The following is a 24,967-nucleotide window of genomic DNA, read 5'->3' on the forward strand; positions in this document are numbered from 1 at the left end:
CTCGTGTCTCCTCGGTGATCTGCGGCCGTACGGGCGACGGCCTGCTGCGAACGCCTACGAGGTTATACGCCCCGGCTGACCGAGCTCATATTGAAATCGGGGATGCGCAGCGCGGGCATCGCGGCCCGGGTGAACCAGTCGCTCCACTCCCGGGGCAGCGTCTTCTCCGTGCGGCCCGCCTCGGCCGCCCGGCCCAACAGGTCCACCGGCGACTCGTTGAACCGGAAGTTGTTCACCTCACCCGTCACCTCGCCGTTCTCCACCAGGTAGACGCCGTCCCTGGTCAGACCGGTGAGCAGCAGCGTCGCCGGGTCCACCTCGCGGATGTACCACAGGCAGGTGAGCAGCAGCCCCCGCTCGGTGGCCGCGACCATCTCCTCCAGCGAACGGTCCTCGCCGCCGTCCAGGATCAGGTTGTCGATCCCCGGCGCGGTCGGCAGGCCGGTGAGGCCCGCGCTGTGCCGGCTGGTGGTCAGCCGGTGCAGCTCGCCCTCGCGCACCCAGTCCGTCGCCGACAGCGGCAGCCCGTTGTCGAACACCGACTGGTCGCCGCCTGAGGAGTGCGCGATCACGAACGGCGCCGACTCCAGCCCCGGCTCGTGCGGGTCGCTGCGCAGCGTCAGGGGCAGCTCGGTCAGCCGCTCGCCGACGCGGGTGCCGCCGCCCGGCTTGGAGAACACCGTGCGGCCCTCCGCCGCGTCCCGCCCGGACGCCGACCAGAACTGGTAGATCAGCAGGTCCGCCACCGCCGTCGGCGGCAGCAGCGTCTCGTAGCGCCCCGCCGGCAGCTCCAGACGCCGCTCCGCCCAGCCGAGGCGTACGGCCAGCTCGGCGTCCAGCGCGGCCGGATCGACGTCCTTGAAGTCACGGGTGGAGCGGCCCGCCCACGCCGACCGGGTGCGGTCCCGCGACTTGGCGTTGATCTCCAGGGTGCCGTTCGGCTGGTCGTGCCGCAGCCTCAGCCCCGTCGACGTGCCCAGGTACGTGGACACCATCTCGTGGTTCGCGAAGCCGTACAGCTCCCGGCCGCCGGTCCGGGCCCGGGCGAACGCCTCGCCCAGCGCCGGGGCGAAGTCGGCGAACACCGCGGAGGTCGTCTCGGCCGGCGCCTCGGTGAACTCGGGGGACGGGTCCACGCCCGTCACCAGCGGCTGGGCGTCCTCGGCCGGACCGGCGCCGCGCGCGGCGGCCTCGGCGGCCCGCACCAGCGGCTCCAGCTCGTCCACGGTCACCGCGGACCGGGACACCACCCCGGAGGCGGTGCCCTGGGCGCCGTCCACCGTGGCGATCACGGTGAGGGTGCGCCCGCGGGTGACCCCGTTCGTGGTGAGCGCGTTGCCCGCCCAGCGGAGGTTGGCGGACGAGTGCTCGTCGGCGATCACGACACAGCCGTCGGTCCGGGACAGCTCCAGCGCCCGTTCGACGATCTCGTGCGGCTTGGTGGTGCGCGCGCTCATCGCCCGGCCTCCTGCGTGGTGTTCAAGATGTTGACTCCCTTGAAAAGGGCGGACGGGCAGCCGTGGGAGACCGCCGCGACCTGGCCCGGCTGGGCCTTGCCGCAGTTGAAGGCGCCGCCCAGCACGTACGTCTGCGGTCCGCCGACGGCGGCCATCGAGCCCCAGAAGTCGGTGGTCGTGGCCTGGTAGGCGACGTCCTTCAGCTGGCCGGCCAGCCGGCCGTTCTCGATGCGGTAGAAGCGCTGCCCGGTGAACTGGAAGTTGTAGCGCTGCATGTCGATGGACCACGACCGGTCGCCGACCACGTAGATGCCCCGGTCGACCGACCCGATCAGGTCCTCCGTCGACATCCCGGCCGGGTCGGGCCGCAGCGACACGTTGGCCATGCGCTGCACCGGCACATGGCCGGGGGAGTCGGCGAAAGCGCACCCGTTGGACCGCTCGAACCCGGTGAGCTTGGCGATCCGCCGGTCCAGCTGGTAGCCGACCAGCGTGCCGTCCTTCACCAGGTCCCAGGACTGCGCCTCGACGCCCTCGTCGTCGTAGCCGACGGTCGCCAGGCCGTGCTCGGCGGTGCGGTCACCGGTGACGTTCATCAGCTCGGAGCCGTACCTCAGCTTGCCGAGCTGGTCGAAGGTGGCGAACGAGGTGCCCGCGTAGGCGGCCTCGTAGCCGAGGGCGCGGTCCAGTTCGGTGGCGTGCCCGATGGACTCGTGGATGGTGAGCCACAGGTTGGACGGGTCCACCACCAGGTCGTACAGCCCCGGCTCCACGCTCGGCGCGCGCATCTTCTCGGCGAGCAGCTCGGGGATCCGCGCCAGCTCGTCGTCCCAGTCCCAGCCGGTGCCGGTCAGGTACTCCCAGCCGCGGCCCGCCGGCGGCGCGAGCGTGCGCATCGAGTCGAACTCTCCGCTGGACTCGTCGACGGACACCGCCGTCAGCACCGGGTGCAGCCGGACGCGCTGCTGCGTGGTCACGGTCCCCGCGGTGTCCGCGTAGAACTTGTTCTCGTGCACGGTGAGCAGCGAGGCGTCCACGTGGTCCACGCCGTTCGCCGCGAGGAGCCGCCCGCTCCAGTCGGCCAGCAGCCCGGCCTTCTCCTCGTCGGGCACGGTGAACGGGTCGATCTCGTACGACGACACCCAGGTCTTGTCGGCGTGCACCGGCTCGTCGGCCAGCTCCACGCGCTCGTCGCTCCCGGCCGCCTTGATCACCTGCGCGGACAGCTTCGCCATGGCCACCGCCCGGGAGGCGACCTTCGCGGCGGCGTCGAGGGTGAGGTCCACCCCGGACGCGAAGCCCCAGGTGCCGCCGTGCACCACCCGCACCGCGTACCCGAGGTCGGTGGTGTCCGACGAACCGGCGGGCTTGGCGTCCCTCAGCCGCCAGGAGGCGCTGCGCACCCGCTCCAGACGGAAGTCCGCGTGCTCGGCCCCGAGTGCCCGCGCCCGGGCGAGCGCGGCGTCGGCGAGGGCGCGTAGCGGCAGGGCTGTGAAGGCTTCGTCAATGCTATGAGACACCTACGTCTCTTCCTGTCGGGTTCGAATCGTTCGGTTGTCGCTGCGTCGAGTTGGCGCTGCGGCGCATCATGTCGCGCCGGACGGGACCGGGACCACAACTTTGCGGCGAGCCCCGGCGTATTCGTGTCACCGGGCGGGTGACCGCCGTCGCCCGGCCGGGTCCTTTCTGTAGGGACCCGACAGAGCGGCTCCCATGCCACTGTCGGTGCCCCGATGTCCGGCGGCGGACCGGGACCGATAGGTTTTCGGTGCAGCCGCCTGTCGTCACGGTGTCCGGGCGGGTGGACCAGACCGCTATCGAAGGGGTGATCCGTTGAGCCGCTCGGTTCTCGTCACCGGAGGCAACCGGGGCATCGGCCTCGCCATCGCCCGCGCGTTCGCCGACGCCGGCGACAAGGTCGCCATCACGTACCGCTCGGGTGAGCCCCCGGCCGGCTTCCTCGCCGTCCGGTGCGACATCACCGACGCCGAGCAGGTGGAGCAGGCCTACAAGGAGATCGAGGAGGCGCACGGCCCCGTCGAGGTGCTCGTCGCCAACGCCGGCATCACCCGGGACCAGCTTCTGATGCGCATGACCGAGGAGGACTTCACGTCCGTCCTCGAGACCAACCTCACGGGCACCTTCCGCGTCGTCAAGCGCGCCAACCGCGGCATGCTGCGCGCCCGCAAGGGCCGTGTCGTGCTGATCTCCTCGGTCGTCGGGCTGCTCGGTTCCGCGGGGCAGGCCAACTACGCCGCCTCCAAGGCCGGCCTGGTGGGCTTCGCGCGGTCCCTCGCCCGCGAGCTGGGCTCGCGCAACATCACCTTCAACGTCGTCGCGCCCGGTTTCGTCGACACCGACATGACCCGGGAGCTCACCGAGGAGCAGCAGGCGAAGATCCTCGCCCAGGTGCCGCTCGCCCGGTACGCGAAGACCGAGGAGATCGCCGCCGCGGTGCGCTTCCTCGCCTCCGACGACGCCTCGTACATCACTGGAGCCGTCATTCCCGTTGACGGCGGACTGGGAATGGGTCACTGACACACATGAGCGGAATTCTCGAGGGCAAGCGCGTCCTGATCACCGGCGTGCTGACGGAGGCGTCGATCGCCTTCCACACCGCGAAGCTGGCCCAGGAGCAGGGCGCCGAGGTCATCCTGACCGCGTTCCCGCGGCCCACCCTGACCGAGCGCATCGCCAAGAAGCTGCCCAAGCCCGCCAAGGTCATCGAGCTCGACGTCACCAACGACGAGCACCTGGGCCGCCTGGCCGACGTCGTCGGCGAGGAGCTCGGCGGCCTGGACGGCGTCGTGCACTCCATCGGCTTCGCGCCGCAGGACGCCCTCGGCGGCAACTTCCTCAACACGCCGTTCGAGTCGGTCGCCACGGCCATGCACGTCTCGGCGTTCTCCCTGAAGTCGCTCACCATGGCCTGCCTGCCGCTGATGCAGAACGGCGGCTCCGTCGTGGGCCTCACCTTCGACGCGCAGTACGCCTGGCCGCAGTACGACTGGATGGGCCCGGCGAAGGCCGCCCTGGAGGCGACCAGCCGCTACATGGCGCGCGACCTGGGCAAGCAGAACATCCGCTGCAACCTGGTCTCCGCGGGTCCGCTCGGTTCGATGGCCGCCAAGTCCATCCCCGGCTTCTCCGAGCTGGCCTCCGTGTGGGACACGCGCGCCCCGCTGGAGTGGGACCTCAAGGACCCGGAGCCGGCCGGCCGCGGCGTCGTCGCCCTGCTGAGCGACTGGTTCCCGAAGACCACGGGCGAGATCGTCCACGTGGACGGCGGTCTGCACGCCATCGGCGCCTGACGGACGCCGCGCACCAGGGCCCGCGCCTCCCGGGGGAGCGCGGGCCCTCGTGCGTGCCGGGGGTCAGTCGCCCGCGGGAGCCGTGAAACGCCCCGGCTTGCACGCCATGGGGTAGGAGGCGGCCTCCTCGGCCGCCGTCGCCTCGTCGCCGACGCGGATCGCGTCCACCAGCCGGCCGTGGTCCATGTGCGTCTCCGGGGACATGTCCCCGCCCACGTCGTCGCGCAGCCAGTCCCGCAGCACCTCGACCAGGTCCGCGTAGAGCGCGGTCATCACGTCGTTGTGCGAGGCCGCCACGACCGCCATGTGGAACGTCGCGTCCGCCGCCACGAACGTCTCCGCGTCGCCGGACTCCCACGCCTCCTCGCGGCGCTGCAGCAGCGCGTCGAGCTGCTTGAGGTCCTTCTCCGTGCGCCGCTGCGCCGCCAGCCGCGCCGCGGAGGACTCCAGGGAGGAGCGCAGCTCGGCGATGTGCCGGGGGTCGGCGCCCGCGAAGCGGCGGTGCATCACGCCCGCCAGCTCGCTGGTGGCGACCACGTAGGTGCCCGAGCCCTGGCGGATGTCGAGCAGGCCGTTGTGCGCCAGCGCGCGCACCGCCTCGCGGACGGTGTTGCGGGCGACCCCCAGCTGCTCCACCAGCTCCGGCTCGGTGGGGATGCGTGAGCCGACCGGCCACTCGCCCGAGGTGATCTGGGCCCGCAGGGCGGCGATGACCTGCTCGGACAGCGCGGATCGGCGCGGATGGCTCAGTGGCATGCTTCACCTTCGCACGGCAGGGGCCGCGTAGGACGCCCGCGACATGGACAACCAATCATCCCATGATTCTATGATGGGTCGCATGACTCGTATGACTGGTGACGGGACCCGGACGACCGCGTCCGCCACCGCCGGTACGCCCGCCGCGTCGGCGTCCCCGGAACACCCCGGTGCCCCCACGCGCGCGTGGCGGAAACGGCTGCTCGTCGTCGGCATCGTGCTGGCCGCCCTGAACCTGCGCCCCGCCATCACCAGCTTCGGAGCCCTGCTCGAAGAGGTGCGCGACGGGCTCGGCATGAGCGGCAGCGTGGCCGGGCTGCTCACCTCCCTGCCCGCGCTGTGTTTCGCCGTCTTCGGCGTCACCGCGCCCCGGCTGGCCCGCCGCTTCGGCCCCGGCGCGGTGGTCTGCGCGGGCATGGCCGCCATCGCCACCGGTCTGCTGGTCCGGCCCTTCGTCGGCACCACCGCCGCCTTCCTGCTCACCAGCGGCCTCGCACTCGCCGGCATAGCCGTGAGCAACGTGCTGATGCCGGTCATCGTCAAACGCTGGTTCCCCGACCGGGTCGGCTCCATGACCGGCCTCTACTCGATGGCACTCGCCCTGGGCACCGCCTCGGCGGCGGCGGTCACCGTCCCGGTGACCGACGCGCTCGGCGGCGACTGGCAGGCCGGGCTCGCCGTCTGGGCCGCCCTCGCGGCGGCCGCCGTCCTGCCCTGGATCCCGTTCGTGCGGCAGCGGGGCGCCACCTCGGGGGAGGGGGCGCCGGAGCCTCCGCAGCGGGACGGACAGGCGCAGGGGGAGTCCGCGCGGCAGGCCCCGGTGCTGCGCATCACCCGCAGCCGTACGGCGTGGGCGCTGGCCGTGTTCTTCGGGCTCCAGGCCACCGCCGCCTACATCACCATGGGCTGGATGGCGCAGATCTTCCGCGACGCGGGCGTCCCCGCCGGCCGGGCCGGACTGCTGCTGGCCGTCACCATGGTGATGGGCGTGCCCCTGGCCTTCGTCATCCCGCGCCTCGCCGCCCGGCTGCCCCGCCAGGGGCCCATCGTGCTGGCCCTGGGCGTCAGCGGCCTGATCGGCTACGCGGGCCTCTACTTCGCCCCGGCCGCCGGCGCCTGGGCCTGGGCGGTGCTCCTGGGAGTCGCCAACTGCGCCTTCCCGCTCGCGCTCACCATGGTCGGCATGCGGGCCCGCACGGGCGGGGGCGTGGCCCAGCTGTCCGCCTTCGCGCAGAGCACCGGCTACCTGATCTCCATCCCCGGGCCGCTGCTGGTGGGCGTGCTCTACCAGCACAGCGGGGGCTGGGGGCTGCCGATCGCGCTGATGGCGGGGCTGATGGTGCCGCAGATGATCGTCGGGGTCGTGGCCGGGCGGGACCGCACGGTGGAGGACGAGGCGGCGGGCTGAGGCGCCGCCGCACGGTGGAGGACGAGACGGTGGGCTGAGGCGCCCGCGTACGGACCGGGGCACGGGGACGCCCCCGCCCCGCCCCCGGCCGCCGCGCCGCCGCCCCCGGCCGCCGCGCCCGCCGGGCACCCCGTGGACGGTGCCGGGCGTGGCAGGTGCGACACTTTCCCCATGCCAGTCCTCGACCCGAACCCGCAGAACGGCCAGAAGAAGATGCTGCTCGTCTTCGGCGCGTTCTTCGCGATCTTCATCGTCATCGGCGTCATCGCGACGGTGCTCGCGCCCTGAGGGTGGTGCTGGCACCACCGTCCCCTAGGGGGCCAGGCTCAGGGTCAAGTGGGTGGATCACCGGATGGGTTGACGCCCCGCCGATCCGTACCTTCGAGATGCGGCCGCGACCGGCGGCCACGGAGCGTCCCGAAGAGCGGAGGCACCCATGTCGGCGCGCACGCACTCCCGGCCCGTTCCGGCCCCCCGGGCCGGTGCCGCCACCCGGCTGCCGTGGTGGGCCCTGGCCCTCCCCACGCTCGCCTTCGTGGCCCTGCTCGCCCTCGTCCTCAACCCCTCCGACGCGCACGCGACAGCCGGTGAGCCCGCGCTCACCCTTCTCGTCGAGCGGGCGCAGCAGCTGATGGCCCGCTGAACACGCCGAGGCGCCGGTCAACTCCCTGCGCCCTGTGGCCTGTTTCGTGCGAAGCTGGGTTCCATGAGCGTCGCAGAACCCCGCAGGATTGTCCTTTTCCGGCATGCGAAAGCCGACTGGCCTCCGGTGTCCGACCACGAGCGGCCCCTCGCCGAGCGAGGCCGCCTGGACGCCGCGGCCGCCGGCCGCAAGCTGGCCGACTCCGGCGTCGCCTTCGACCTGGCCCTGTGCTCCACGGCGGTCCGCACCCGGGAGACCTGGAAGCTCGCCGTCCACGAGTTCCCCAAGCGGCCGAAAACCGTCTACGAGGAGCGGATCTACGAGGCTTCGCCCGGCGAGCTGATCGCCCTGCTCAACGAGACCCCCGACGACGCGCAGAACGTCCTGCTGATCGGACACAACCCGGGCGTGCAGGGGCTGGCCGACATCCTCGGCGGCGCGTCCGAGGGCGACGCCCGCGAGCGCATGACGCGGCGCGGCTTCCCCGCCGCCGCCTTCGCGGTCCTGACCTTCACCGGCCCTTGGAAGTCCCTGGAGCCCGGCACGGCCACGCTGGCCGACTACTGGGCGCCCACCGAGTGACCCCCGGCTGACGACCCGCCCGGCACGGCACGGGCCCGGCACCGATCTCGTCGGCGCCGGGCCCGTCCGTCGTCACGGCCGGTGTGCGCGGCTCAGTCGCCGGCGATCGTGTCGGCGGCCTCGACCTCTTCCCGCGTGACGCCCAGCAGGTAGAGGACGGTGTCCAGGAAGGGGACGTTCACGGCCGTGTGCGCCGCCTCCCGCACCACCGGCTTGGCGTTGAAGGCGACACCGAGACCGGCCGCGTTCAGCATGTCCAGGTCGTTCGCTCCGTCACCGATCGCCACCGTCTGCGACAGCGGAACCCCCGCCTCGGCCGCGAAGCGGCGCAGCAGCCGGGCCTTGCCCGCCCGGTCCACGATCTCGCCGGTCACCCGGCCGGTGAGCTTGCCGTCGACGATCTCCAGCGTGTTCGCCTGGGCGAAGTCCAGGCCGAGGCGCTCCTTCAGGTCGTCGGTGACCTGGGTGAAACCGCCCGACACGACGCCCACCTGATAACCGAGCCGCTTGAGCGTACGGATCAGGGTGCGGGCGCCCGGCGTCAGACGCACCTCGCTGCGCACCTTGTCGATCACGGAGGCGTCGAGACCCTCCAGCAGCGCCACCCGCGCGTGCAGCGACTGCTCGAAGTCCAGCTCCCCGCGCATCGCCGCCGCCGTCACCTCGGCGACCTGGTCCTCACAGCCCGCGTGCGCCGCGAAGAGCTCGATCACCTCGTCCTGGATGAGCGTGGAGTCCACGTCCATCACCACCAGGCGCTGCGCCCTGCGGTACAGGCCCGCCGCGACCACCGCGATGTCGATGCGGAACCGGGCCGCGTCCGTCACCAGCGCGGTGCGCAGCGCCTCCGTCTCGACGCCGGACACCGCGAACTCCACGGCCGTCACCGGGTACTTGGCGAGCCGGAAGATACGGTCGATGTTGCCGCCGGCCTTGGTGATCCGCGCGGCGACCGAGGCCGTCGCCTCCGAGGTGAGGGGGTGGCCCAGCACGGTCACCAGGGACCTGCCGAGACCGCGGGGGCGGTTGTCGCCCTTGCCGGAGATGATCTCCGCCTGCATCTTGATCGACTCCGCCCAGCTGTGGACGGTCGCGCGCAGGTCGCCCTCCATCCCGGCCGGGGGCTGGGTCACGAGCGCGCACAGCACGATGCGTCCGCGGGTGACGACCTGCTCGATGTCGACGACGTCGACGGAGTAGGCGGCGAGTGTGTCGAAGAGGCCGGCCGTGATGCCGGGCCGGTCCTTGCCGAAGATCTTGACCAGGAGGGTGGGAACGTCGGAGGTCTGCGATGCGCTCATGGTGCTCTTACCGTATCCGGCACGGAGTGCCCCGCGCCCGCACGGTCCGCCCTCCGGACACCCCACCCGACCCCGCGCCCCAGCCGCGACCACGCCCCGTCACCGGACACCGGGGCCGCCCCACGCGCCCGGTGCCCTGCCCGAGGCCGCCCCGGCGCAGACGCGGAACCTGGGCTCGAGCCGGGAACACGCGGACCACATCCCGCCCCGCCGATCCCCGATACCCTCGGCCGCACCGGCTCCGGTGACGGACGCCCGGCCCTGCGCCCGTCTGTGGCCTAGGCACCACCCCCCGCTGCTGCGCGCGACCGCTCGCCTCCTACCGTCCCCCCGCCCCCCGGGCGTCCTCGTCTCCCCCCTCGGGCTCACGCGACCCCGGAGGGCGAGGCGGTGGCGGGGGAGGGGGCGGGACCCTGTCCGGCCACAGGCGGCTGCGGTCCGGGCGGGGCGGGATGGGGTTGGCGACCGTGGGGGCCGCGGCCACGTCGTCCGCGCCGGCGCCCGTGTTCCCGGGCGCCCTCCGGCCCGGCACCGTGTCCTCGGGGGCGCCCGGCTCCGCCGCGGCCACGTCGTCCGCGCCGGCGCCCGTGTTCCCGGGCGCGCCTCGGCCCGGCACCGTGTCCTCGGGGACGCCCCGCTCCGCCGCGGCCACGTCGTCCGCGCCGGCGCCCGTGTCCCCGGGCGCGCTCCGGCCCGGTACCGCGTCCTCCGTCCGGGCCCCCGGCAGCCGTAGGTACGGATTGGTGTCCGGATCGGGCGGGCGATGCGGCAGCCCCGGCCGGTACGGACCCGAGGGCGCCGGCACCGGCGAGCCCTTGTCTCCGGCACCCCGTGCCAGTACCGCCACCCGCGTCCCCGCCACCCCGCACGCCCACGCCGGCAGCGCCCCCACCGCGCCCGCTCCGGCGCCCCACACCGCACCGAGCAGCGCCGCCGTACCGAGCCGCCCGCTCAGATCCAGCCCCGCGTCGAACGCGTCGTACCCCAGCATCGACAGCGAGGCGCCCACGGACACCTCCGTCAGCCACACCAGCACCGGCAGTGCCACCGCCGTGGCGGCGCCCAGCCGCACCGCGCACCGTCCCGCGAAACCACCCGCCCCCTGCGCACCCCCCACCGGCGTCCGCACCGCCGTCAGCACGCCCGCCAGCAGCATCGCCGTCGCCGCGCCGACCCCCAGCAGCCACACCCTCCCGTCCAGCCCGGCCAGCGCGCCCAGGGTGACCGGCTCCTCCGTCCCCATCCGCAGAAGATCGTCCAGGGGGTGCGGCAGCGCCCCCAGCAGCGCCCCGTTCCCCTGGGCGTCCCACGGGACGAACAGTCCGACCGACACCCCCAGCCACACCCCGTTCGGCGCCCCCAGCAGCGCGGCCCCGGCGATCCGGCGGGGATGGTCGTCGCCGGCCGCCGCGTACCCCGCGGCGGCGACCCCCGCCGCCACCGCGACCAGCAGCACCGCGACGACCGACGAGACCACCGGCCGCACCACCCGGTGCAGGGCGTCCCACCCGCGCGGCAGCGGGGTGCGCCGGGACGCCAGCAGCGCCACCAGCAGCACGCCCGCCGACCAGAACAGCCCCGCCAGCAGCGTCGGCGCCGTGTCGACGGCGAACCCCACCGTCACCTCCGCGTCGACCAGGTCCCCCACCCGGTCCGGCAGCAGCTCCCCGATGTCGCCCAGCCCGGGGACGTCCAGCCCTCCGCCGCCCTCCGAGCCGGGCAGGCCGTCCCCACCCAGCGCGGCCACGTCGACGGTGATCACGTCGTGGCCCGCCCACGCCAGCCCGCCCGCCGTCGCCACGGCCAGCGCGACCACCGCGCCCGCCCGCGCGGCGAGTTCACGGCCGGACACCACAACTCCCGCCACCCGTAAGGACCTCATGAAGATGAGGGAGAGGAACAGCGCCCCCACCAGTCCCACACCGAGCGGCATCACGTCGACCGCCGTGTCCGCCTCGGCCCCGGACAGCCCGAACACCGACACGTCCCCCGTCGGCGTCACCGAACCGCCCACCGCCAGCGCCACCACCGCCGCGGCCATCGGTCCCGGCGCCCCCGCCGCGTCCGCGTCCAGCAGACGCAGCCCCAGTGTGGCGGTCCCCGCCATCCCGATCAGCGCCCAGCTCACCGCGGCGACCGCGGACATCACCACGTCCGCCCACGGCACGGCGGCGGCGCGCCCCGGCCCGGCGGCCCCTGTGGCAGTACTCATGGGCAGACCCCCCGATCCGCGGAGCGGCCCGGCAGGCCGCACATGTCCCCCTCGCGTGGTTTACCACTCTCCGGGGCGATTTCAACCCCCGCCCGGACAGGGCCGTGGACGCCTTGTCGCCGGGTCGTGACAGGGCCGACTTTCGGTCGGAGGGCCGCGCCTGAAATAGTTCCCCCCGATGTTCGACATCCCTAGACTCCCTGCGACGGGGGAAATTCGGGGGAACAACTCAGTGGGGCATGGAGTGCCGGAACTCGTACTGGAATCAAACGGACGCACCTGGACGCTCGATCCGTCCAGGTCCTACACCCTGGGACGTGACCCGCAGGGCGACGTCGTCCTCGACGACGCCAGGGTGTCCTGGCGTCACGCCACGATCAGCTTCAACGGCCGCAGTTGGCTGATCGAGGACCACGGCAGCACCAACGGCACCTTCGTGCAGGGTCAGCGGATCCACCACCTGGAGTTCACCGCCGACACGGTGCTGAACCTGGGCAACGCGAACGACGGGCCGCGCGTGACGCTGTCGGGTGTCGCCGCCGCCGTGCCGCAGGCGCAGCCGCAGCAGCCGTACGCCGCCCAGGGCGCGGGCGCCGGCTGGCAGCAGCCCCCCGCGCAGCAGCCCCCCGCGCAGCAGCCGCCGGCCCAGCAGCCGCCCGCCCAGCAGGGCTGGCAGCAGCAGCCGCAGCAGAACGCGCCGCACATCCCCCAGCAGCAGGGCCCCGGTGGTGGCGCGGGGGCGCCGCCGGTCTACGGCGACCGCAGTCCCACGACGTTCCACCAGTTCTCGCTCGGCCGCGTCATGCGCATCGGCCGCGCCCTGGAGAACGACCTGGTCGTCTCCGACCTGCAGGTGTCCCGCAACCACGCGGAGTTCCACTCGACGCCCGACGGGCGCATGGAGATCCGCGACCTCGGCTCGCACAACGGCACCTACGTCAACGGCCAGCCGATCGCCAAGGGCGGCTCGCAACTGCTCGGCCCCACCGACATCGTGGGCGTCGGCCACTCGACGTTCCGGATCGTCGGCGACCGGCTCGAGGAGTTCGTCGACACCGGTGAGGTGTCCTTCTCCGCCCGCCACCTGACCGTCACGGTCGACGGCGGCAAGCAGATCCTGAAGGACGTCTCCTTCGGCGTCCCGGAGAAGTCCCTGATCGCGGTCATCGGCCCCTCAGGCTCCGGCAAGTCGACGCTGCTCAAGGCGCTCACCGGCTACCGCCCCGCCAACGAGGGCGAGGTGCTGTACGACAACCGCAACCTGTACAAGCAGTTCGCCGAGCTGCGCCAGCGCATCGGTCTGGTCCCGCAGGACGACATCCTGCACAAGGAGCTGACCGTCAAGCGCGCCCTGAAGTACGCGGCCAAGCTGCGCTTCCCCGCCGACACCACGGCGGCCGAGCGCGAGGCCCGTATCGACGAGGTGCTGCGCGAGCTCAAGCTGGACATCCACAAGGACAAGAAGGTCACGTCCCTGTCCGGCGGCCAGCGCAAGCGTGTGTCGGTGGCGCTGGAGCTGCTCACCAAGCCGTCGCTGATCTTCCTGGACGAGCCGACCTCCGGTCTCGACCCGGGCATGGACCGCGACGTCATGCAGCTGCTGCGCGGCCTGGCCGACGACGGCCGCACGGTCCTCGTGGTGACCCACTCGGTGGCCGAGCTGGCGATCTGCGACAAGCTGCTGGTGATGGCGCCGGGCGGTTCCGTCGCCTACTTCGGCCCGCCCGAGGAGGCGCTGAACTTCTTCGGCTACGACACCTGGGCCGACGTCTTCTCCGCCTTCGAGAACTACCGCGACTACGACTGGGCGGGCCGCTGGAAGGGCTCGCAGCACTACCAGATGTACGCCGCGGACATCGACGCGGTCGCCCCGCAGTCCGTGCAGGTCCCCACGATCCAGGCGATGAAGCCGCCGAAGCCGCAGGGCTGGGCGTCGCAGTTCACCACGCTGGTGCGCCGCTACGTGTCGGTGATCGCCTCCGACAAGGGCTTCCTCGCCCTGTCGATCATCCTGCCGCTGGTCCTCGGCTCGGTCAGCCTGCTCATCGACCAGGGCAAGGACCTGCTGGTCAACACGGAGATCAACCCGAGAACGGGCAGGCCCGTCGGCAACGGCACGGCGCTCACGGTACTGCTCATCCTCGCGGTGGGCGCGTGCTTCGCCGGCGCCGCGAACTCCGTCCGTGAGCTGATCAAGGAACGCGTGATCTACGAGCGGGAGCGCGCCACCGGCCTGTCCCGCTCGGCGTACCTGATGTCGAAGGTCTTCGTGCTGGGCCTGATCACCATGATCCAGGGCCTGATGATCGGCGTCATCGGCTTCTCCAGCCGCACGGTGCCCGACGAGGGCCTGGTCCTGGGCGGTCAGATCCTGCTGGAGCTGTGCATCCCGATCATGGCGCTGGGCTTCACCGCGATGATGTTCGGCCTGATCATCTCGGCGCTGGTGAAGACCGCCGAGAAGACGATGCCGCTGCTGGTGATGTTCGCGATCGTCCAAGTCGTCTTCACCGGCTGCCTGTTCCCCCTGGCCAACTCGGTCGGCGTGAACGAGCTGTCGTACCTGATGCCGTCGCGGTGGGCGGTCGCCGCCGCGGGCACCACGCTGGACTTCAACAACATCAGCCCGCCCGCCAAGGGCGACAGCGACGACCCGCTGTGGGAGCACGCGGCCGGTGCGTGGGCGATGGACATGGGTGCGCTGCTCGCGCTCGGTGTGGTCTGCGGCTTCTTCGTGGCGCGCTTCCTGCGCCGCCACGAGCCGGAGGTCATGCGCAAGTAGTCCCGTCGTACGGCCCCGAAGGGCGGCACCCCGTCAGGAGGGTGCCGCCCTTCGGCGTCTGTGTGCGGCAGGAGAGGTCCGCGCCGACCTCTCAGTACGCGCTGTCGACGTTGTCCATGGTGCCGTACTTGTCGGCCGCGTAGTTGCAGGCGGCGACGATGTTGGCGACCGGGTCGTAGATGTTCTTCGGGGTGCCCTTGACGTGGTAGGCGTCGAAGGTCGGCGGGATCACCTGGAGAAGGCCCTTGGAGGGGATGCCCTTCTGGGCGTTGATGTCCCAGAGGTTGATCGCCTTCGGGTTGCCGGAGGACTCACGCAGGATGTTGCGCTTGATGCCCTCGTAGGAGCCCGGGATGTCGTGCTTCTTCATGATGGACATGGCCTCGCGGATCCAGCCGTCGAGGTTGTCGCCGTACTTCTTCGGAGCGGCCTTCTTCACCTCGGCGCGCTCGGCGGAACGGCTCGCGGACTCCGCCGCCTCGCGGGCCTTCGCGGCCTTCGCCTCGGCGGCCGCCTTCTTCTTCGCGGCGGCGTCGGCGGCGGCCTGCTTCTTGGCCGCGATCTGCTCGACCTTCACGCTGGTGCCGGCGAGCTGGCTGTTGACGTCGGCCTTGACGCCCTGGATCTGCTGGGTGCTGTAGGCCACCTTCGCCGTCTGGGCGGGGGCCTCGGCCGTGGTCGTCGTCGACGCGTTGCTCGGGACCGCCGAGAAGCCGATGGCGGCGGCACCGAGAGCGGCGACGCCCGCGGCGGCGATCTTGTGGTGGCGGGTCAGGGCTCGACTGTGACCACGGGTGAGGATGTGCTTGGGCATGCGGAACGGACCTCTTCGAATAGCGCGGAGGTCGCTCGATGTCCTGTGGGACTGGTGCTTCTTCGGCACACGAACGCCGCGGGCGGGAAGCCCACGGCGCTGAGCGACGCAGCCATTGTTAGCGGCCGCAAAATCGCCCGGCAAAGGTGTGACCTACGAAGCCGGGTAGTGGATCAGGGGGGTGTCAAACCGGGCAGATGGGACTGTTCGCCCCGCGTATAAGGGCGATATGACTCTCCTAATCCGCTTCGTACGTGATGTGCGCCCTATGCCCGGCCTCACACGCCACCCCCTCCCTCCTCACCGCGTGTTGCTGGCGCAACGCGCTGTGTGAGGAGTTCCGGCCCGTCGCACGGGACGGTCCGCGCCCCTCGGTCACGAGGGCAGCAGCAGGTGCACGTCCCCGAACTCGTGCCACAGATACCGCCCGCGCAGCGCCTCCTCGTAGCCCCGCGCGACCGCCTCCCGCCCCGCGACCGTCTCCAGCATCAGCAGGTGCGACGCCTCCGGCTCGTGCAGCCCGGTCAGCAGCCCGTCCACCACCCGCACCCCCCGCTCCGGGGTCACCACCAGGTCCGTCCACCCCGCACGGGCCTGCACCACCCCGTCCGGGCCGGCCGCCGACTCCAGCGCCCGCACCGCCGTCGTCCCCACCGCGACCACCCGCCCGCCGCCCGCCCGCACCGCGCCGACCAGCCGCGCCGTCGCCTCCGGCACCGCGAACCGCTCCGGGTACGGCGGCTCGTGCGCCTCCGCCGACGCCACCCCCGTGTCCAGCCTGACCGGCGCGACCTGCACCCCGCGGCTCACCAGCTCCGTCACCGTCCCCGTGGTGAACGGACGCGCCGCGCTCGGCATCTCCGCGCTCCCCGAACCGTCCCGCGACGGCAGCGCGAACACCGTCTGGTACGCCGACAGCGGCTGGTCCCGCTCCGTGTACGCGTACCGGATCGGACGCCCGTGCGCCCGCAGCAGCCCCGGCACGTCCCGCGACACCCGCGCCCACCACAGCCGAGGCGCCCCCGCGCTCAGCGGCTCCTCGACCCGCAACCGCGCACCCCCGGCCAGCCCCACCCCGGTACCCGCACGCGTACCCCCGCGCACGCGCGTGGTGCCGCGCCCGTCCGGGTCCCGCAGCTCGACCGCCCACCGCCCGTCGTCGCCGCGCGTGGAGAAGTGCACCACCACGCGCGCGTCACCGACCCGCCCGTCGACGGCGGCCGCCAGCGTGGGCGAGGTGTTCACCACCAGCAGGTCGCCCGCGCGCAGCAGCAGCGGCAGCTCCGCGAACGCGTGGTGGGACACCTCGGTGCCCCGCGACACCAGCAGCCGCACCGCGTCCCGGCCCCGGCCGGGCGCCCGCCGCTCCGCCGGCACCCGCGCCGACAGCTCCTCCGGCACCCGGAACGTGACCGTCACCGCCGTCCCTCCAGCAGCGCAGGGGCGCCGTAGCGGCCACTGGCAGGCCGTTCCTCCAGCAGCCGCAGGAACCCCGGCACCACCGTCTCCGGCTCCGGCCGCGGATCGTCGTCGTCCGGCACGGCCGCCGTGTACAGGTCCGTCGCCATGTCCCCCGGGTCGACCGACCACACCCGCAGCCCCGGCTCCTCCTCCGCCAGCACCGCCGCCAGCTGGTCCAGACCCGCCTTCGACGCGCCGTACCCGCCCCACGTCGGATACGCCTCCGCGGCGGCGTCCGAACTCACCACCAGCACCGCGCCCGCCTCGGCGGTCCGCAGCAGCGGCAGCGCCTCCCGCACCAGGCCCAGCGCCGCCACCAGATTCACCTCCAGCGCGTGCCGCAGCCCCTCCAACGGCAGCTCCGCCAGCCGCACCAGCGGCTCGGCGCCCAGCGCGCTCGCGTTGTGCACCAGCAGGTCCACCCCGCCCAGCCGCCAGGCCGCCGCCACCAACTCCGCCCGGTGCGCGGGGTCCGTGACGTCCCCGGGCACCGCCGTCACCCGCGTGCTGTGCGCCGAGGCCAGCACCTGCGTCTCCGCCAGGCGGTCCGCGCCCCGCGCGTCGAGCACCAGGTCCCAGCCCCGCTCCGCCAGCCCCACGGCCAGCGCCCGTCCGAGCCCCTTCGAAGCTCCCGTGATGATCGCAACCGGCATGACAACCGTCCCCTCGTCCGTGGTGTCGTCCCGCCCTCTCGGCGTGTGATCAACGTAGGAAGCGGGGACGGGCGGCCGCCTCGGGCGCGGGACGCAGCCGCCCGGGTCCCTTCGCCCTACGCCGGGACGCCCCCGCCCCGAGCCCTAGGGCGCGGCGGCGGTCCGGGACCCGGGACCTAGGACCAGCGGCGGGGGAGAGGGGCGGACAGCGGTCCGATCCGCGGGCCCGCGCCCCGCCGGTACCGTGAGGACATGAGCCACGGCCCCCGGTCCGGCCTCGCCGCGGTGAGCTCCGCGTTGCTGGCCATGAGCAGGCATCTCGAGGTGCGCGACGTCCTCAAGACGATCGTCGCCTCCGCCCGCGAACTCCTCGACGCCCAGTACGCCGCGCTCGGCGTGCCCGACGACCACGGAGGCTTCGCCCAGTTCGTCGTGGACGGCGTCAGCGACGCGCAGTGGAAGGCCATCGGCCCCCTGCCCCGCCGGCACGGCATCCTCGCCGCGATGCTCGACGACGCCGCCCCGCAGCGCCTCGCCGACGTGCGCCGCGACCCGCGCTTCGAGGGCTGGCCCAGCGCCCACCCCGACCTCGTCGACTTCCTGGGCCTGCCGATCCGCGACGGCGACGAGGTGCTCGGCGCCCTGTTCCTCGCGAACAAGAACTGTCCGAAGCCGGACGGCGCCTGCGGCTTCACCGAGGACGACGAGGAGCTGCTCGGCATCCTCGCCCAGCACGCCGCCATCGCCCTCACCAACGCCCGCCTCTACGAGCGCAGCCGCGAGCTGACCATCGCCGAGGAGCGCTCCCGCCTGGCCCACGAGCTGCACGACGCCGTCAGCCAGAAGCTGTTCTCCCTGCGCCTCACCGCCCAGGCCGCCGCCCGTCTCGTGGACCGCGACCCGGCCCGGGCCAAGGGCGAGCTCCAGCAGGTGGCGGAGCTGGCCGCCGAGGCCGCCGACGAACTGCGCGCCGCGGTCGTCGAGCTGCGTCCCGCCGCCCTCGACGAGGACGGGCTCGTGGCCACGCTGCGCACCCAGGTGCAGGTCCTCGACCGCGCCCACAGCGCGCGCGTCACCTTCACCGGCCACGGCGTGCGCGCCCTGCCCGCCGCCCAGGAGGAGGCGGTGCTGCGGGTCGCCCAGGAGGCGCTGCACAACGCCCTGCGCCACTCCGGCGGGACCCACGTCGACGTGACCCTGGAGCGGCGCGGCAACGGAGCGGTCCTGCGGGTCGGCGACGACGGCGGCGGCTTCGACCCGCACACCGTCCGCCGCGCGGGCCGCCATCTGGGCCTGGTCTCCATGCGGGACCGGGCGAGCGGGGTCGGCGGCAGGCTGACCGTGGAATCGGCGCCCGGAAAGGGCACCACCATCGAGATGGAGGTCCCCGGTGGCTGACGCGATCAAGGTGCTGCTGGTCGACGACCACCAGGTGGTCCGGAGGGGGCTGCGCACCTTCCTGGAAGTGCAGGACGACATCGAGGTCGTCGGCGAGGCCGCGGACGGCGCGGAGGGGGTCGCCCTGGCCGGCGAGCTCCAGCCCGACGTCATCCTCATGGACGTGAAGATGCCCGGCACGGACGGCGTGGAGGCGCTGCGCAGACTGCGCGAGCTGGACCACCGCGCCCGGGTGCTGGTCGTCACCAGCTTCACCGAGCAGCGCACGGTGATCCCCGCCCTGCGCGCGGGCGCCGCGGGCTACGTGTACAAGGACATCGACCCGGACGCGCTGGCCGGCGCCATCCGCTCCGTGCACGCCGGGCACGTGCTGCTCCAGCCGGAGGTGGCGGGCGCGCTGCTGTCCCAGGAGGAGAGCGGCTCCGGAGCGGGACGCGCGGGCTCGCTGACCGAGCGGGAGCGCGAGGTGCTGGGGCTGATCGCGGACGGCCGCGCCAACCGGGAGATCGCCCGCGCCCTCGTGCTGTCCGAGAAGACGGTGAAGACCCACGTGTCGAACATCCTGATGAAGCTCGACCTGGCGGACCGTACCCAGGCCGCGCTGTGGGCCGTACGACACGGACTCAGCGGCTGACGCCCCGGCCCGTCGTCACCGGAAGGTTCCCCTCCGGTGCGAGATTCATACCGTAGGGGGAATGGCTCCCGGGCCCCGTATCCCCTGGCCGTGCCACGCGTTGCCCAGTGCGGACCGCGGCGCTCGCCGCGGTCGTCGCAAGGAGGGCTCGGAAAGTGAAGAACCTGAAGAAGGCAGCGGCCGTGACGATGGTGGCCGGCGGCCTGCTCGCCGCCGGTACGGGCATGGCCTCCGCCAGCGAGGGCAGCCACGCGCACGGCAAGGCCGTCGGCTCCCCGGGCGTCGTCTCCGGCAACCTCGTCCAGGTCCCGGTCGACGTCCCGGTCAACGTGTCGGGCAACAGCATCAACGTCATCGGTGTGCTGAACCCGGCCTTCGGCAACGTCGCCGTCAACCACTGACGACCGACGCCACCAGACGACAAGCCCCGGCCGCCCGCCCCCACCCGGCGCCGGGGCTCGTCCCTGTCCGGGGCAGAGCCAGGGTCGCAGCGCCCGGATCAGCGAGCCCCGCGCTCCTCCACGAACGCGTTGTACGCGGCCACCTGCGCCCGCCGGGCCGTCCGCTCCACCGGCCGCAGCGCCAGCGCCCGCGCCGACATCTCCGACGCGCTCACCGCGCCGCCGTGCCCGTTCGCCGTCGCCAGCGACACCAGCGCGCCCACCCGCTGCGCCAGCTCCAGCACCCGCACCGCGCGCGGCGGATACCCCGGCGCCAGCACGTCCTGCCCGCGCGACGCCGTGGCCCGCGCCCGGTACGCGTCGATCGCCGCCTCCGCGACCGGACCCGACCCGGCCACGTCCAGCCGCGTCAGCGCCTCCGTGGCCTCCCGCAGCGCCTCCGCCAGCTCCCGCTCCGCCTCACCCAGCGACGGCACGTCCGCCGGCGGCGCCTCCCGCACCGGCAGACAGTGCCAGAGGACCTCCACATGCACATCGCCCTCGGGCCCGGCCTCCGACACCTCCGGCACCAGCCCCAGCGCCGCCCCCTGGCACACCACGGCCTCCTCGGCCTCCAGCGCCCGCGCGTTGAACTCCGGCGGGCCGCTCAGCCCCAGCGGATGCCCCGGCGCCGGCAGTGCCACCCGCAGCCCCGACACCCCGAGCCCCCGCAGCCGCCCCAGGGCCAGCGTCAGCCCCACCGGCGCGGCCTCGCCGGGCACCCCCTCCACCCGGTGCACCGCGTCCTCCCCGACGACGGCGAGCGCCGCCTCGTCCGGGGAGACAAGTCCGGCAAGAAGGGCATTGCCCCAGGAGGCGAGACGACCAGAGCGTGGTTCCGAAAGCATGCGTACACCCTAGACAGCACCCGGAAACCGGACCGATGGAATGTCCGGGTCGGCCGGTGGCGTAGATTTCATGATGGGCTCCCGCCCACGGGTGCGGCGGACCGACCCACAAGGCGTACGCGACAGCCGAGACCGGCCACACTGCAAGGGGAGACAAGGCGCTCATGAGCGATGTTCTGGAACTTCAGGACGTATCCGTGGTCCGCGAGGGCCGGGCTCTGGTGGAGCAGGTCTCCTGGTCGGTCAAGGAGGGCGAGCGCTGGGTCATCCTCGGCCCCAACGGCGCCGGCAAGACCACCCTGCTGAACATCGCGTCCAGCTACCTCTACCCCAGCAAGGGCACCGCCACCATCCTCGGCGAGACGCTCGGCCGCCCCGGCACCGACGTCTTCGAGCTGCGCCCCCGCATCGGCGTGGCCGGCATCGCCCTCGCCGACAAGCTGCCCAAGAAGCAGACCGTCCTCCAGACCGTGCTCACCGCCGCCTACGGCATGACCGCCGGCTGGCAGGAGGAGTACGAGGACATCGACGAGCAGCGCGCCCGCGCCTTCCTCGACCGCCTCGGCATGTCGGAGTACCTGGACCGCAAGTTCGGCACCCTCTCCGAGGGCGAGCGCAAGCGCACCCTCATCGCCCGCGCCCTCATGACCGACCCCGAGCTGCTCCTCCTCGACGAGCCCGCCGCCGGCCTCGACCTCGGCGGCCGCGAGGACCTGGTGCGCCGCCTCGGCCGCCTCGCCCGCGACCCGATCGCCCCCTCCATGATCATGGTCACCCACCACGTGGAGGAGATCGCCCCCGGCTTCACCCACGTCCTGATGATCCGTCAGGGCAAGGTCCTCGCCGCCGGCCCGCTCGAGCTCGAACTCACCAGCCGCAACCTGTCCCTGTGCTTCGGTCTCCCGCTCGTCGTCGAGCAGGTCGGCGACCGCTGGACCGCCCAGGGCCTCCCGATGAGCTGACACGGCACCACCCCGCGCACAACACCCGGCACGACAAGGCCCGTTCGACCGAGCGGCGCTCTGTCCGTGACCGGGTGCGCGGTTCTACCATGACCTTGTGGACATCGACGCATGGCTGTGGTGGCTGATCGGCGCGGCGGCACTCGGCATCGCCCTGGTGGTCACCGCGATGCCCGAACTCGGCATGCTCGCGGTGGGCGCCGTCGCCGCGGCAGTGGTCTCCGGAATCTTCGGCGGCGGGGCCGTCGCCCAGGTCGCGGTCTTCGCCGTCGTCTCGACCGCGCTGATCGCCGTCGTCAGGCCCATCGCCCGCAGACACCGGTCCCAGCGGCCCGAACTCGCCAGCGGGGTCGACGCCCTGAAGGGGAAACAGGCCGTCGTCCTCGAACGCGTCGACGGCAGCGGCGGCCGCATCAAACTGGCGGGCGAGGTCTGGTCGGCCCGCGCCCTCGACACCGGCCGCTCCTACGAGGTCGGCCAGGAGGTCGACGTCGTGGAGATCGAGGGGGCCACCGCGATCGTCATGTGATCCCGCACCTCCCGTACGACGCAACCGGTGCGAACACGCCCCCGGTTGGCCCCGTGGTCTGACAGACTCGACCAGCAAGATCTACAACCGCACGACCGTGCACACACGACCTGCCGTAGGCGCCGAGGCTAAGAAGGGTTCGGGGAACCGACGATGGAACCGGTCATCATCGTCCTGATCATCCTGGTGGTGTTGGTCTTCATCGCCCTGATCAAGACGATCCAAGTCATCCCACAGGCCAGCGCCGCCATCGTCGAGCGCTTCGGCCGCTACACGCGGACGCTGAACGCGGGCCTCAACATCGTCGTCCCGTTCATCGACACCATCCGCAACCGCATCGACCTGCGCGAGCAGGTCGTCCCCTTCCCGCCGCAGCCGGTGATCACCCAGGACAACCTGGTCGTCAACATCGACACCGTCATCTACTACCAGGTGACCGACGCGCGGGCCGCCACCTACGAGGTCGCCAGCTACATCCAGGCCATCGAGCAGCTCACCGTCACCACCCTGCGCAACATCATCGGCGGCATGGACCTCGAGCGGACCCTCACCTCCCGCGAGGAGATCAACGCGGCGCTGCGCGGCGTCCTCGACGAGGCCACCGGCAAGTGGGGCATCCGCGTCAACCGCGTCGAGCTCAAGGCGATCGAGCCGCCCACCTCCATCCAGGACTCGATGGAGAAGCAGATGCGCGCCGACCGCGACAAGCGCGCCGCGATCCTCCAGGCCGAAGGTGTCCGGCAGTCCGAGATCCTGCGCGCCGAGGGCGAGAAGCAGTCCCAGATCCTGCGCGCGGAAGGTGAGGCCAAGGCCGCCGCGCTGCGCGCCGAGGGCGAGGCCCAGGCCGTCCGCACGGTCTTCGAGGCCATCCACGCCGGCGACCCGGACCAGAAGCTGCTCTCCTACCAGTACCTCCAGATGCTCCCGAAGATCGCCGAGGGCGACGCCAACAAGCTCTGGATCGTCCCCAGCGAGATCGGCGACGCCCTCAAGGGCCTCTCCGGCGCCGTCGGCAACTTCGGCTCCAGCCTGGGCGGCAACGGCGCCACGGCGAACGTCCCCGCCCAGGAACGCCGCGAAACCCCCTCGATCGACTGAGAGCACCAGAAAACACGCGTTCCCCGCACCCCCCTCAGGGGCGCGGGGAACCGCGCGATCAACCACGACGAACCCGCACCCGGGCTGTCGCCTCACCCCCTACGGCGAAACCGTCACGCCGCGGCCGACGCCAGCCACTCCGGCAACGCCTCGAAGTCGTCCCTGGCCAGCGCCAGCAACATCGCATCCGCCGGCGTCGGCTCGTACGGCTCCCGCAGCAACGGCATCCCCGCCTGCTCCGGCGTCCGGTTCGCCTTGCGGTGGTTGTCCTCGGCGCACGACGCCACCGTGTTCAGCCAGGTGTCCTGCCCGCCGAGCGACCGCGGCACCACGTGGTCGACGGTGGTCGCCCTGCGCCCGCAGTACGCGCACCGGTGCCGGTCCCTCACCAGCACACCCCGCCTCGACCACGGCGCGCGTCTTCGGAACGGCACGCGCACGTATTGGCAGAGCCTGATCACCCGGGGCGCCGGTATGTCGACCGCGGCTCCCCGCATCCGCAGTTCGGGATGGGCCTGCTCGACGACGGCCTTGTCCTGCAGCACAAGAACGACGGCTCGGTTGAGCGTCACCGTCGACAACGGCTCGAAGCTCGCGTTCAGCACCAGCGTGTCCCGCATACCAGCCCACCTCCCGTGCGCACCGGCCCGCCCCTCGGCGGGCTGGAACAACTCTGGCCGGGCGCGCCGGGATGGACAACGCAATATCCGCTGCTCCCACGGGAGACGACTCCCGGGGACCCCGACGGAAAAAATGCCCGCCCCTGATCAATTCCAAGACCAGGGGCGGGCAAACGTTCCGGGAACGCCCGGTGTCGCGCGGGGGACTCAGGACTCCGCGGGCACCTCGTACTCACCGATCAGCTGGGCGCGCGCGAGCGTGTGGAACCGCAGGTTGAAGCCCACCACCGCAGGAGAGGCGTCCGCGTCCGGACCCAGCTTCTCCTGGTCCACGGCGTACACCGTGAACACGTACCGGTGCGGACCGTCCCCGGGCGGCGGCGCGGCGCCGCCGAACTCCTTGGTCCCGTAGTCGTTCCGCGCGTGGACGGCGCCCTCCGGCAGCCCGTCGAACGACCCGCTGCCGGCGCCGGCCGGCAGCTCGGTCACCGAGGCCGGGATGTCGAACACCACCCAGTGCCAGAACCCGCTGCCCGTCGGGGCGTCCGGGTCGTAGCAGGTCACGGCGAAGCTCTTGGTCTCCGGCGGGAAACCCTCCCAGCGCAGGTGCGGCGACGTGTTGCCCGCCGCGTGGACCTGAGCGTCCGTGAGCGTCGCCCCCTCCTTCACATCGTCGCTCGTCACCGTGAACGACGGCACGGGCGGATGGAAGTCATGGGGGAGCGGCCGCCGCTTGAGCTCGGTCACCTCGGTACCTCCTGATCGATGACGTTCAGTCGCGAACGAGCCTAGAACCAGTTCCGCTTGGAGCCGACCTCCGACAGCCACTGGTTCAGGTACGCCGCCCAGTCGGTCCCCTGGTAGTCGTTCAGACCCACCTGGAAGGAACGGAACGTGTCGCTGCCCTCGCTGAACAGCCCCGGCTTCTTGTCCATCTCCAGCACGACGTCCATCGCCTGCGCGTCGGCGACGAAGCTCAGCTCCACCTGGTTCAGCCCGCGGTACTGCGACGGCGGGTAGAACTCGATCTCCTGGTAGAACGGCAGCCTCTGGCGCGT

24 protein-coding genes and 1 pseudogene (1 of these 25 running past the window's edge) are annotated in these 24,967 nt (G+C 72.6%); 13 read left to right on the forward strand and 12 right to left on the reverse strand.

The annotated features are described in order from the left end of the window. Positions 1–62: 62 nt before the first annotated feature. Positions 63–1,457, reverse strand: a complete 1,395-nt coding sequence (locus ACQZOG_RS09630; protein WP_430741439.1) for a metallopeptidase TldD-related protein — start codon at positions 1,455–1,457, stop codon at positions 63–65. Then, positions 1,454–2,977 carry a TldD/PmbA family protein gene (locus ACQZOG_RS09635; RefSeq protein WP_430741440.1) on the reverse strand — a complete coding sequence of 508 codons (1,524 nt, stop codon included), beginning with the start codon at positions 2,975–2,977 and terminating at the stop codon, positions 1,454–1,456. Before ACQZOG_RS09635 ends, ACQZOG_RS09630 begins: the two co-directional genes overlap by 4 nt. A gap of 313 nt (positions 2,978–3,290) precedes the next feature. On the opposite strand from ACQZOG_RS09635, the gene fabG reads away from it, so the two are divergent. Together fabG and fabI are read left to right on the forward strand one after the other, a co-directional pair. Continuing rightward, positions 3,291–3,995 carry a 3-oxoacyl-[acyl-carrier-protein] reductase gene (fabG, locus tag ACQZOG_RS09640; protein WP_019522101.1) on the forward strand — a complete coding sequence of 235 codons (705 nt, stop codon included), beginning with the start codon at positions 3,291–3,293 and terminating at the stop codon, positions 3,993–3,995. A 5-nt stretch (positions 3,996–4,000) separates the two neighbouring features. Then, positions 4,001–4,768 (forward strand): enoyl-ACP reductase FabI, encoded by a 768-nt coding sequence (gene fabI, locus ACQZOG_RS09645; protein WP_033275605.1) that lies wholly within the window; start codon positions 4,001–4,003, stop codon positions 4,766–4,768. Between the two features lie 63 nt (positions 4,769–4,831). Here the strand turns inward: fabI and ACQZOG_RS09650 are convergent, their stop codons facing one another. After that, positions 4,832–5,524, reverse strand: coding sequence for a FadR/GntR family transcriptional regulator (locus ACQZOG_RS09650; RefSeq protein ID WP_033275604.1), 693 nt, complete (start codon positions 5,522–5,524; stop codon positions 4,832–4,834). A 91-nt stretch (positions 5,525–5,615) separates the two neighbouring features. Here ACQZOG_RS09650 and ACQZOG_RS09655 point away from each other — a divergent pair, with 91 nt between their 5' ends. From ACQZOG_RS09655 to ACQZOG_RS09670, 4 genes are all read left to right on the forward strand, one after another. Continuing rightward, positions 5,616–6,932 carry a CynX/NimT family MFS transporter gene (locus ACQZOG_RS09655; RefSeq protein WP_033275603.1) on the forward strand — a complete coding sequence of 439 codons (1,317 nt, stop codon included), beginning with the start codon at positions 5,616–5,618 and terminating at the stop codon, positions 6,930–6,932. Positions 6,933–7,103: 171 nt separating this feature from the next. Continuing rightward, entirely contained in the window at positions 7,104–7,220 is a 117-nt protein-coding gene (locus ACQZOG_RS09660) for an SGM_5486 family transporter-associated protein (protein ID WP_006132620.1), read from the forward strand. A gap of 148 nt (positions 7,221–7,368) precedes the next feature. After that, complete coding sequence (locus tag ACQZOG_RS09665; protein WP_033275602.1) at positions 7,369–7,575, forward strand: hypothetical protein; 207 nt, start codon at positions 7,369–7,371, stop codon at positions 7,573–7,575. A 63-nt stretch (positions 7,576–7,638) separates the two neighbouring features. Beyond that, on the forward strand, positions 7,639–8,157 hold the full coding sequence (locus ACQZOG_RS09670) for a SixA phosphatase family protein (protein ID WP_033275601.1): 519 nt from the start codon (positions 7,639–7,641) through the stop codon (positions 8,155–8,157). A 92-nt stretch (positions 8,158–8,249) separates the two neighbouring features. Here the strand turns inward: ACQZOG_RS09670 and serB are convergent, their stop codons facing one another. Next, on the reverse strand, positions 8,250–9,458 hold the full coding sequence (serB, locus tag ACQZOG_RS09675) for a phosphoserine phosphatase SerB (RefSeq protein WP_033275600.1): 1,209 nt from the start codon (positions 9,456–9,458) through the stop codon (positions 8,250–8,252). 319 nt (positions 9,459–9,777) lie between these two features. Beyond that, positions 9,778–11,670, reverse strand: coding sequence for a streptophobe family protein (locus ACQZOG_RS09680; protein ID WP_430741441.1), 1,893 nt, complete (start codon positions 11,668–11,670; stop codon positions 9,778–9,780). A gap of 244 nt (positions 11,671–11,914) precedes the next feature. Between ACQZOG_RS09680 and ACQZOG_RS09685 the strand changes: the two genes are divergently transcribed. Continuing rightward, positions 11,915–14,452: an FHA domain-containing protein gene (locus ACQZOG_RS09685; protein ID WP_430741442.1), complete on the forward strand. Its 2,538-nt coding sequence runs from the start codon at positions 11,915–11,917 to the stop codon at positions 14,450–14,452. Between the two features lie 91 nt (positions 14,453–14,543). Here the strand turns inward: ACQZOG_RS09685 and ACQZOG_RS09690 are convergent, their stop codons facing one another. The 3 genes from ACQZOG_RS09690 to ACQZOG_RS09700 all read right to left on the reverse strand — a co-directional run bounded on the left by ACQZOG_RS09690 (position 14,544) and on the right by ACQZOG_RS09700 (position 17,380). After that, complete coding sequence (locus ACQZOG_RS09690; RefSeq protein ID WP_037638868.1) at positions 14,544–15,266, reverse strand: transglycosylase SLT domain-containing protein; 723 nt, start codon at positions 15,264–15,266, stop codon at positions 14,544–14,546. A gap of 375 nt (positions 15,267–15,641) precedes the next feature. Continuing rightward, positions 15,642–16,685, reverse strand: coding sequence for an S-adenosylmethionine:tRNA ribosyltransferase-isomerase (locus tag ACQZOG_RS09695; RefSeq protein WP_037638867.1), 1,044 nt, complete (start codon positions 16,683–16,685; stop codon positions 15,642–15,644). After that, positions 16,682–17,380 carry an SDR family NAD(P)-dependent oxidoreductase gene (locus ACQZOG_RS09700; RefSeq protein ID WP_037638866.1) on the reverse strand — a complete coding sequence of 233 codons (699 nt, stop codon included), beginning with the start codon at positions 17,378–17,380 and terminating at the stop codon, positions 16,682–16,684. Before ACQZOG_RS09700 ends, ACQZOG_RS09695 begins: the two co-directional genes overlap by 4 nt. Positions 17,381–17,632: 252 nt before the next feature. Between ACQZOG_RS09700 and ACQZOG_RS09705 the strand changes: the two genes are divergently transcribed. From ACQZOG_RS09705 to ACQZOG_RS09715, 3 genes are all read left to right on the forward strand, one after another. Further along, entirely contained in the window at positions 17,633–18,778 is a 1,146-nt protein-coding gene (locus tag ACQZOG_RS09705) for a GAF domain-containing sensor histidine kinase (RefSeq protein ID WP_037638865.1), read from the forward strand. Next, positions 18,771–19,412: a response regulator gene (locus ACQZOG_RS09710; RefSeq protein WP_037638863.1), complete on the forward strand. Its 642-nt coding sequence runs from the start codon at positions 18,771–18,773 to the stop codon at positions 19,410–19,412. The genes ACQZOG_RS09705 and ACQZOG_RS09710 overlap by 8 nt, the downstream gene beginning before the upstream one ends. Before the next feature lie 155 nt (positions 19,413–19,567). Next, a complete protein-coding gene (locus tag ACQZOG_RS09715) occupies positions 19,568–19,813 on the forward strand; it encodes a chaplin (protein WP_033275592.1) in 246 nt (81 codons plus the stop codon). A gap of 98 nt (positions 19,814–19,911) precedes the next feature. Here the strand turns inward: ACQZOG_RS09715 and ACQZOG_RS09720 are convergent, their stop codons facing one another. Further along, positions 19,912–20,700, reverse strand: coding sequence for a hypothetical protein (locus tag ACQZOG_RS09720; protein ID WP_078492777.1), 789 nt, complete (start codon positions 20,698–20,700; stop codon positions 19,912–19,914). Between the two features lie 164 nt (positions 20,701–20,864). On the opposite strand from ACQZOG_RS09720, the pseudogene ACQZOG_RS09725 reads away from it, so the two are divergent. The 3 genes and pseudogenes from ACQZOG_RS09725 to ACQZOG_RS09735 all read left to right on the forward strand — a co-directional run. After that, positions 20,865–21,395 (forward strand): annotated as a pseudogene (locus ACQZOG_RS09725) (ABC transporter ATP-binding protein); the annotation flags it as partial. A 364-nt stretch (positions 21,396–21,759) separates the two neighbouring features. Further along, positions 21,760–22,191 (forward strand): NfeD family protein, encoded by a 432-nt coding sequence (locus ACQZOG_RS09730; RefSeq protein ID WP_033275590.1) that lies wholly within the window; start codon positions 21,760–21,762, stop codon positions 22,189–22,191. A 153-nt stretch (positions 22,192–22,344) separates the two neighbouring features. Further along, positions 22,345–23,289, forward strand: coding sequence for an SPFH domain-containing protein (locus tag ACQZOG_RS09735; RefSeq protein WP_033275589.1), 945 nt, complete (start codon positions 22,345–22,347; stop codon positions 23,287–23,289). Positions 23,290–23,402: 113 nt separating this feature from the next. Here ACQZOG_RS09735 and ACQZOG_RS09740 read toward each other — a convergent pair whose 3' ends face one another. The 3 genes from ACQZOG_RS09740 to ACQZOG_RS09750 all read right to left on the reverse strand — a co-directional run. Beyond that, on the reverse strand, positions 23,403–23,909 hold the full coding sequence (locus ACQZOG_RS09740) for an HNH endonuclease (protein WP_033275588.1): 507 nt from the start codon (positions 23,907–23,909) through the stop codon (positions 23,403–23,405). 207 nt (positions 23,910–24,116) lie between these two features. Next, complete coding sequence (locus tag ACQZOG_RS09745) at positions 24,117–24,656, reverse strand: YbhB/YbcL family Raf kinase inhibitor-like protein (protein ID WP_033275587.1); 540 nt, start codon at positions 24,654–24,656, stop codon at positions 24,117–24,119. A gap of 41 nt (positions 24,657–24,697) precedes the next feature. Then, positions 24,698–24,967 carry the final stretch of a sporulation protein gene (locus ACQZOG_RS09750; RefSeq protein ID WP_033275586.1) on the reverse strand. It continues 513 nt past the right edge of the window, so the window shows 270 of its 783 coding nt (coding positions 514–783); the start codon falls outside the window, past its right edge; it ends in the stop codon at positions 24,698–24,700.

Origin of the sequence: Streptomyces sp. P13-3-3, assembly GCF_050571355.1 — a bacterium.
Classification (GTDB): Bacteria; Actinomycetota; Actinomycetes; order Streptomycetales; family Streptomycetaceae; genus Streptomyces; species Streptomyces althioticus.

Bases quoted from the DNA above. Each gene is read 5' to 3' on its own strand.
- ACQZOG_RS09705 (WP_037638865.1), top strand. From the start codon at position 17,633: ATGAGCCACGGCCCCCGGTCCGGCCTCGCCGCGGTGAGCTCCGCGTTG.
- ACQZOG_RS09660 (WP_006132620.1), top strand. From the start codon at position 7,104: ATGCCAGTCCTCGACCCGAACCCGCAGAACGGCCAGAAGAAGATGCTG.
- ACQZOG_RS09700 (WP_037638866.1), bottom strand. From the start codon at position 17,380: ATGCCGGTTGCGATCATCACGGGAGCTTCGAAGGGGCTCGGACGGGCG.
- ACQZOG_RS09670 (WP_033275601.1), top strand. From the start codon at position 7,639: ATGAGCGTCGCAGAACCCCGCAGGATTGTCCTTTTCCGGCATGCGAAA.
- ACQZOG_RS09655 (WP_033275603.1), top strand. From the start codon at position 5,616: ATGACTGGTGACGGGACCCGGACGACCGCGTCCGCCACCGCCGGTACG.
- ACQZOG_RS09630 (WP_430741439.1), bottom strand. From the start codon at position 1,457: ATGAGCGCGCGCACCACCAAGCCGCACGAGATCGTCGAACGGGCGCTG.
- ACQZOG_RS09735 (WP_033275589.1), top strand. From the start codon at position 22,345: ATGGAACCGGTCATCATCGTCCTGATCATCCTGGTGGTGTTGGTCTTC.
- ACQZOG_RS09680 (WP_430741441.1), bottom strand. From the start codon at position 11,670: ATGAGTACTGCCACAGGGGCCGCCGGGCCGGGGCGCGCCGCCGCCGTG.
- fabI (WP_033275605.1), top strand. From the start codon at position 4,001: ATGAGCGGAATTCTCGAGGGCAAGCGCGTCCTGATCACCGGCGTGCTG.
- ACQZOG_RS09665 (WP_033275602.1), top strand. From the start codon at position 7,369: ATGTCGGCGCGCACGCACTCCCGGCCCGTTCCGGCCCCCCGGGCCGGT.
- ACQZOG_RS09740 (WP_033275588.1), bottom strand. From the start codon at position 23,909: ATGCGGGACACGCTGGTGCTGAACGCGAGCTTCGAGCCGTTGTCGACG.
- ACQZOG_RS09720 (WP_078492777.1), bottom strand. From the start codon at position 20,700: ATGCTTTCGGAACCACGCTCTGGTCGTCTCGCCTCCTGGGGCAATGCC.
- serB (WP_033275600.1), bottom strand. From the start codon at position 9,458: ATGAGCGCATCGCAGACCTCCGACGTTCCCACCCTCCTGGTCAAGATC.
- ACQZOG_RS09650 (WP_033275604.1), bottom strand. From the start codon at position 5,524: ATGCCACTGAGCCATCCGCGCCGATCCGCGCTGTCCGAGCAGGTCATC.
- ACQZOG_RS09690 (WP_037638868.1), bottom strand. From the start codon at position 15,266: ATGCCCAAGCACATCCTCACCCGTGGTCACAGTCGAGCCCTGACCCGC.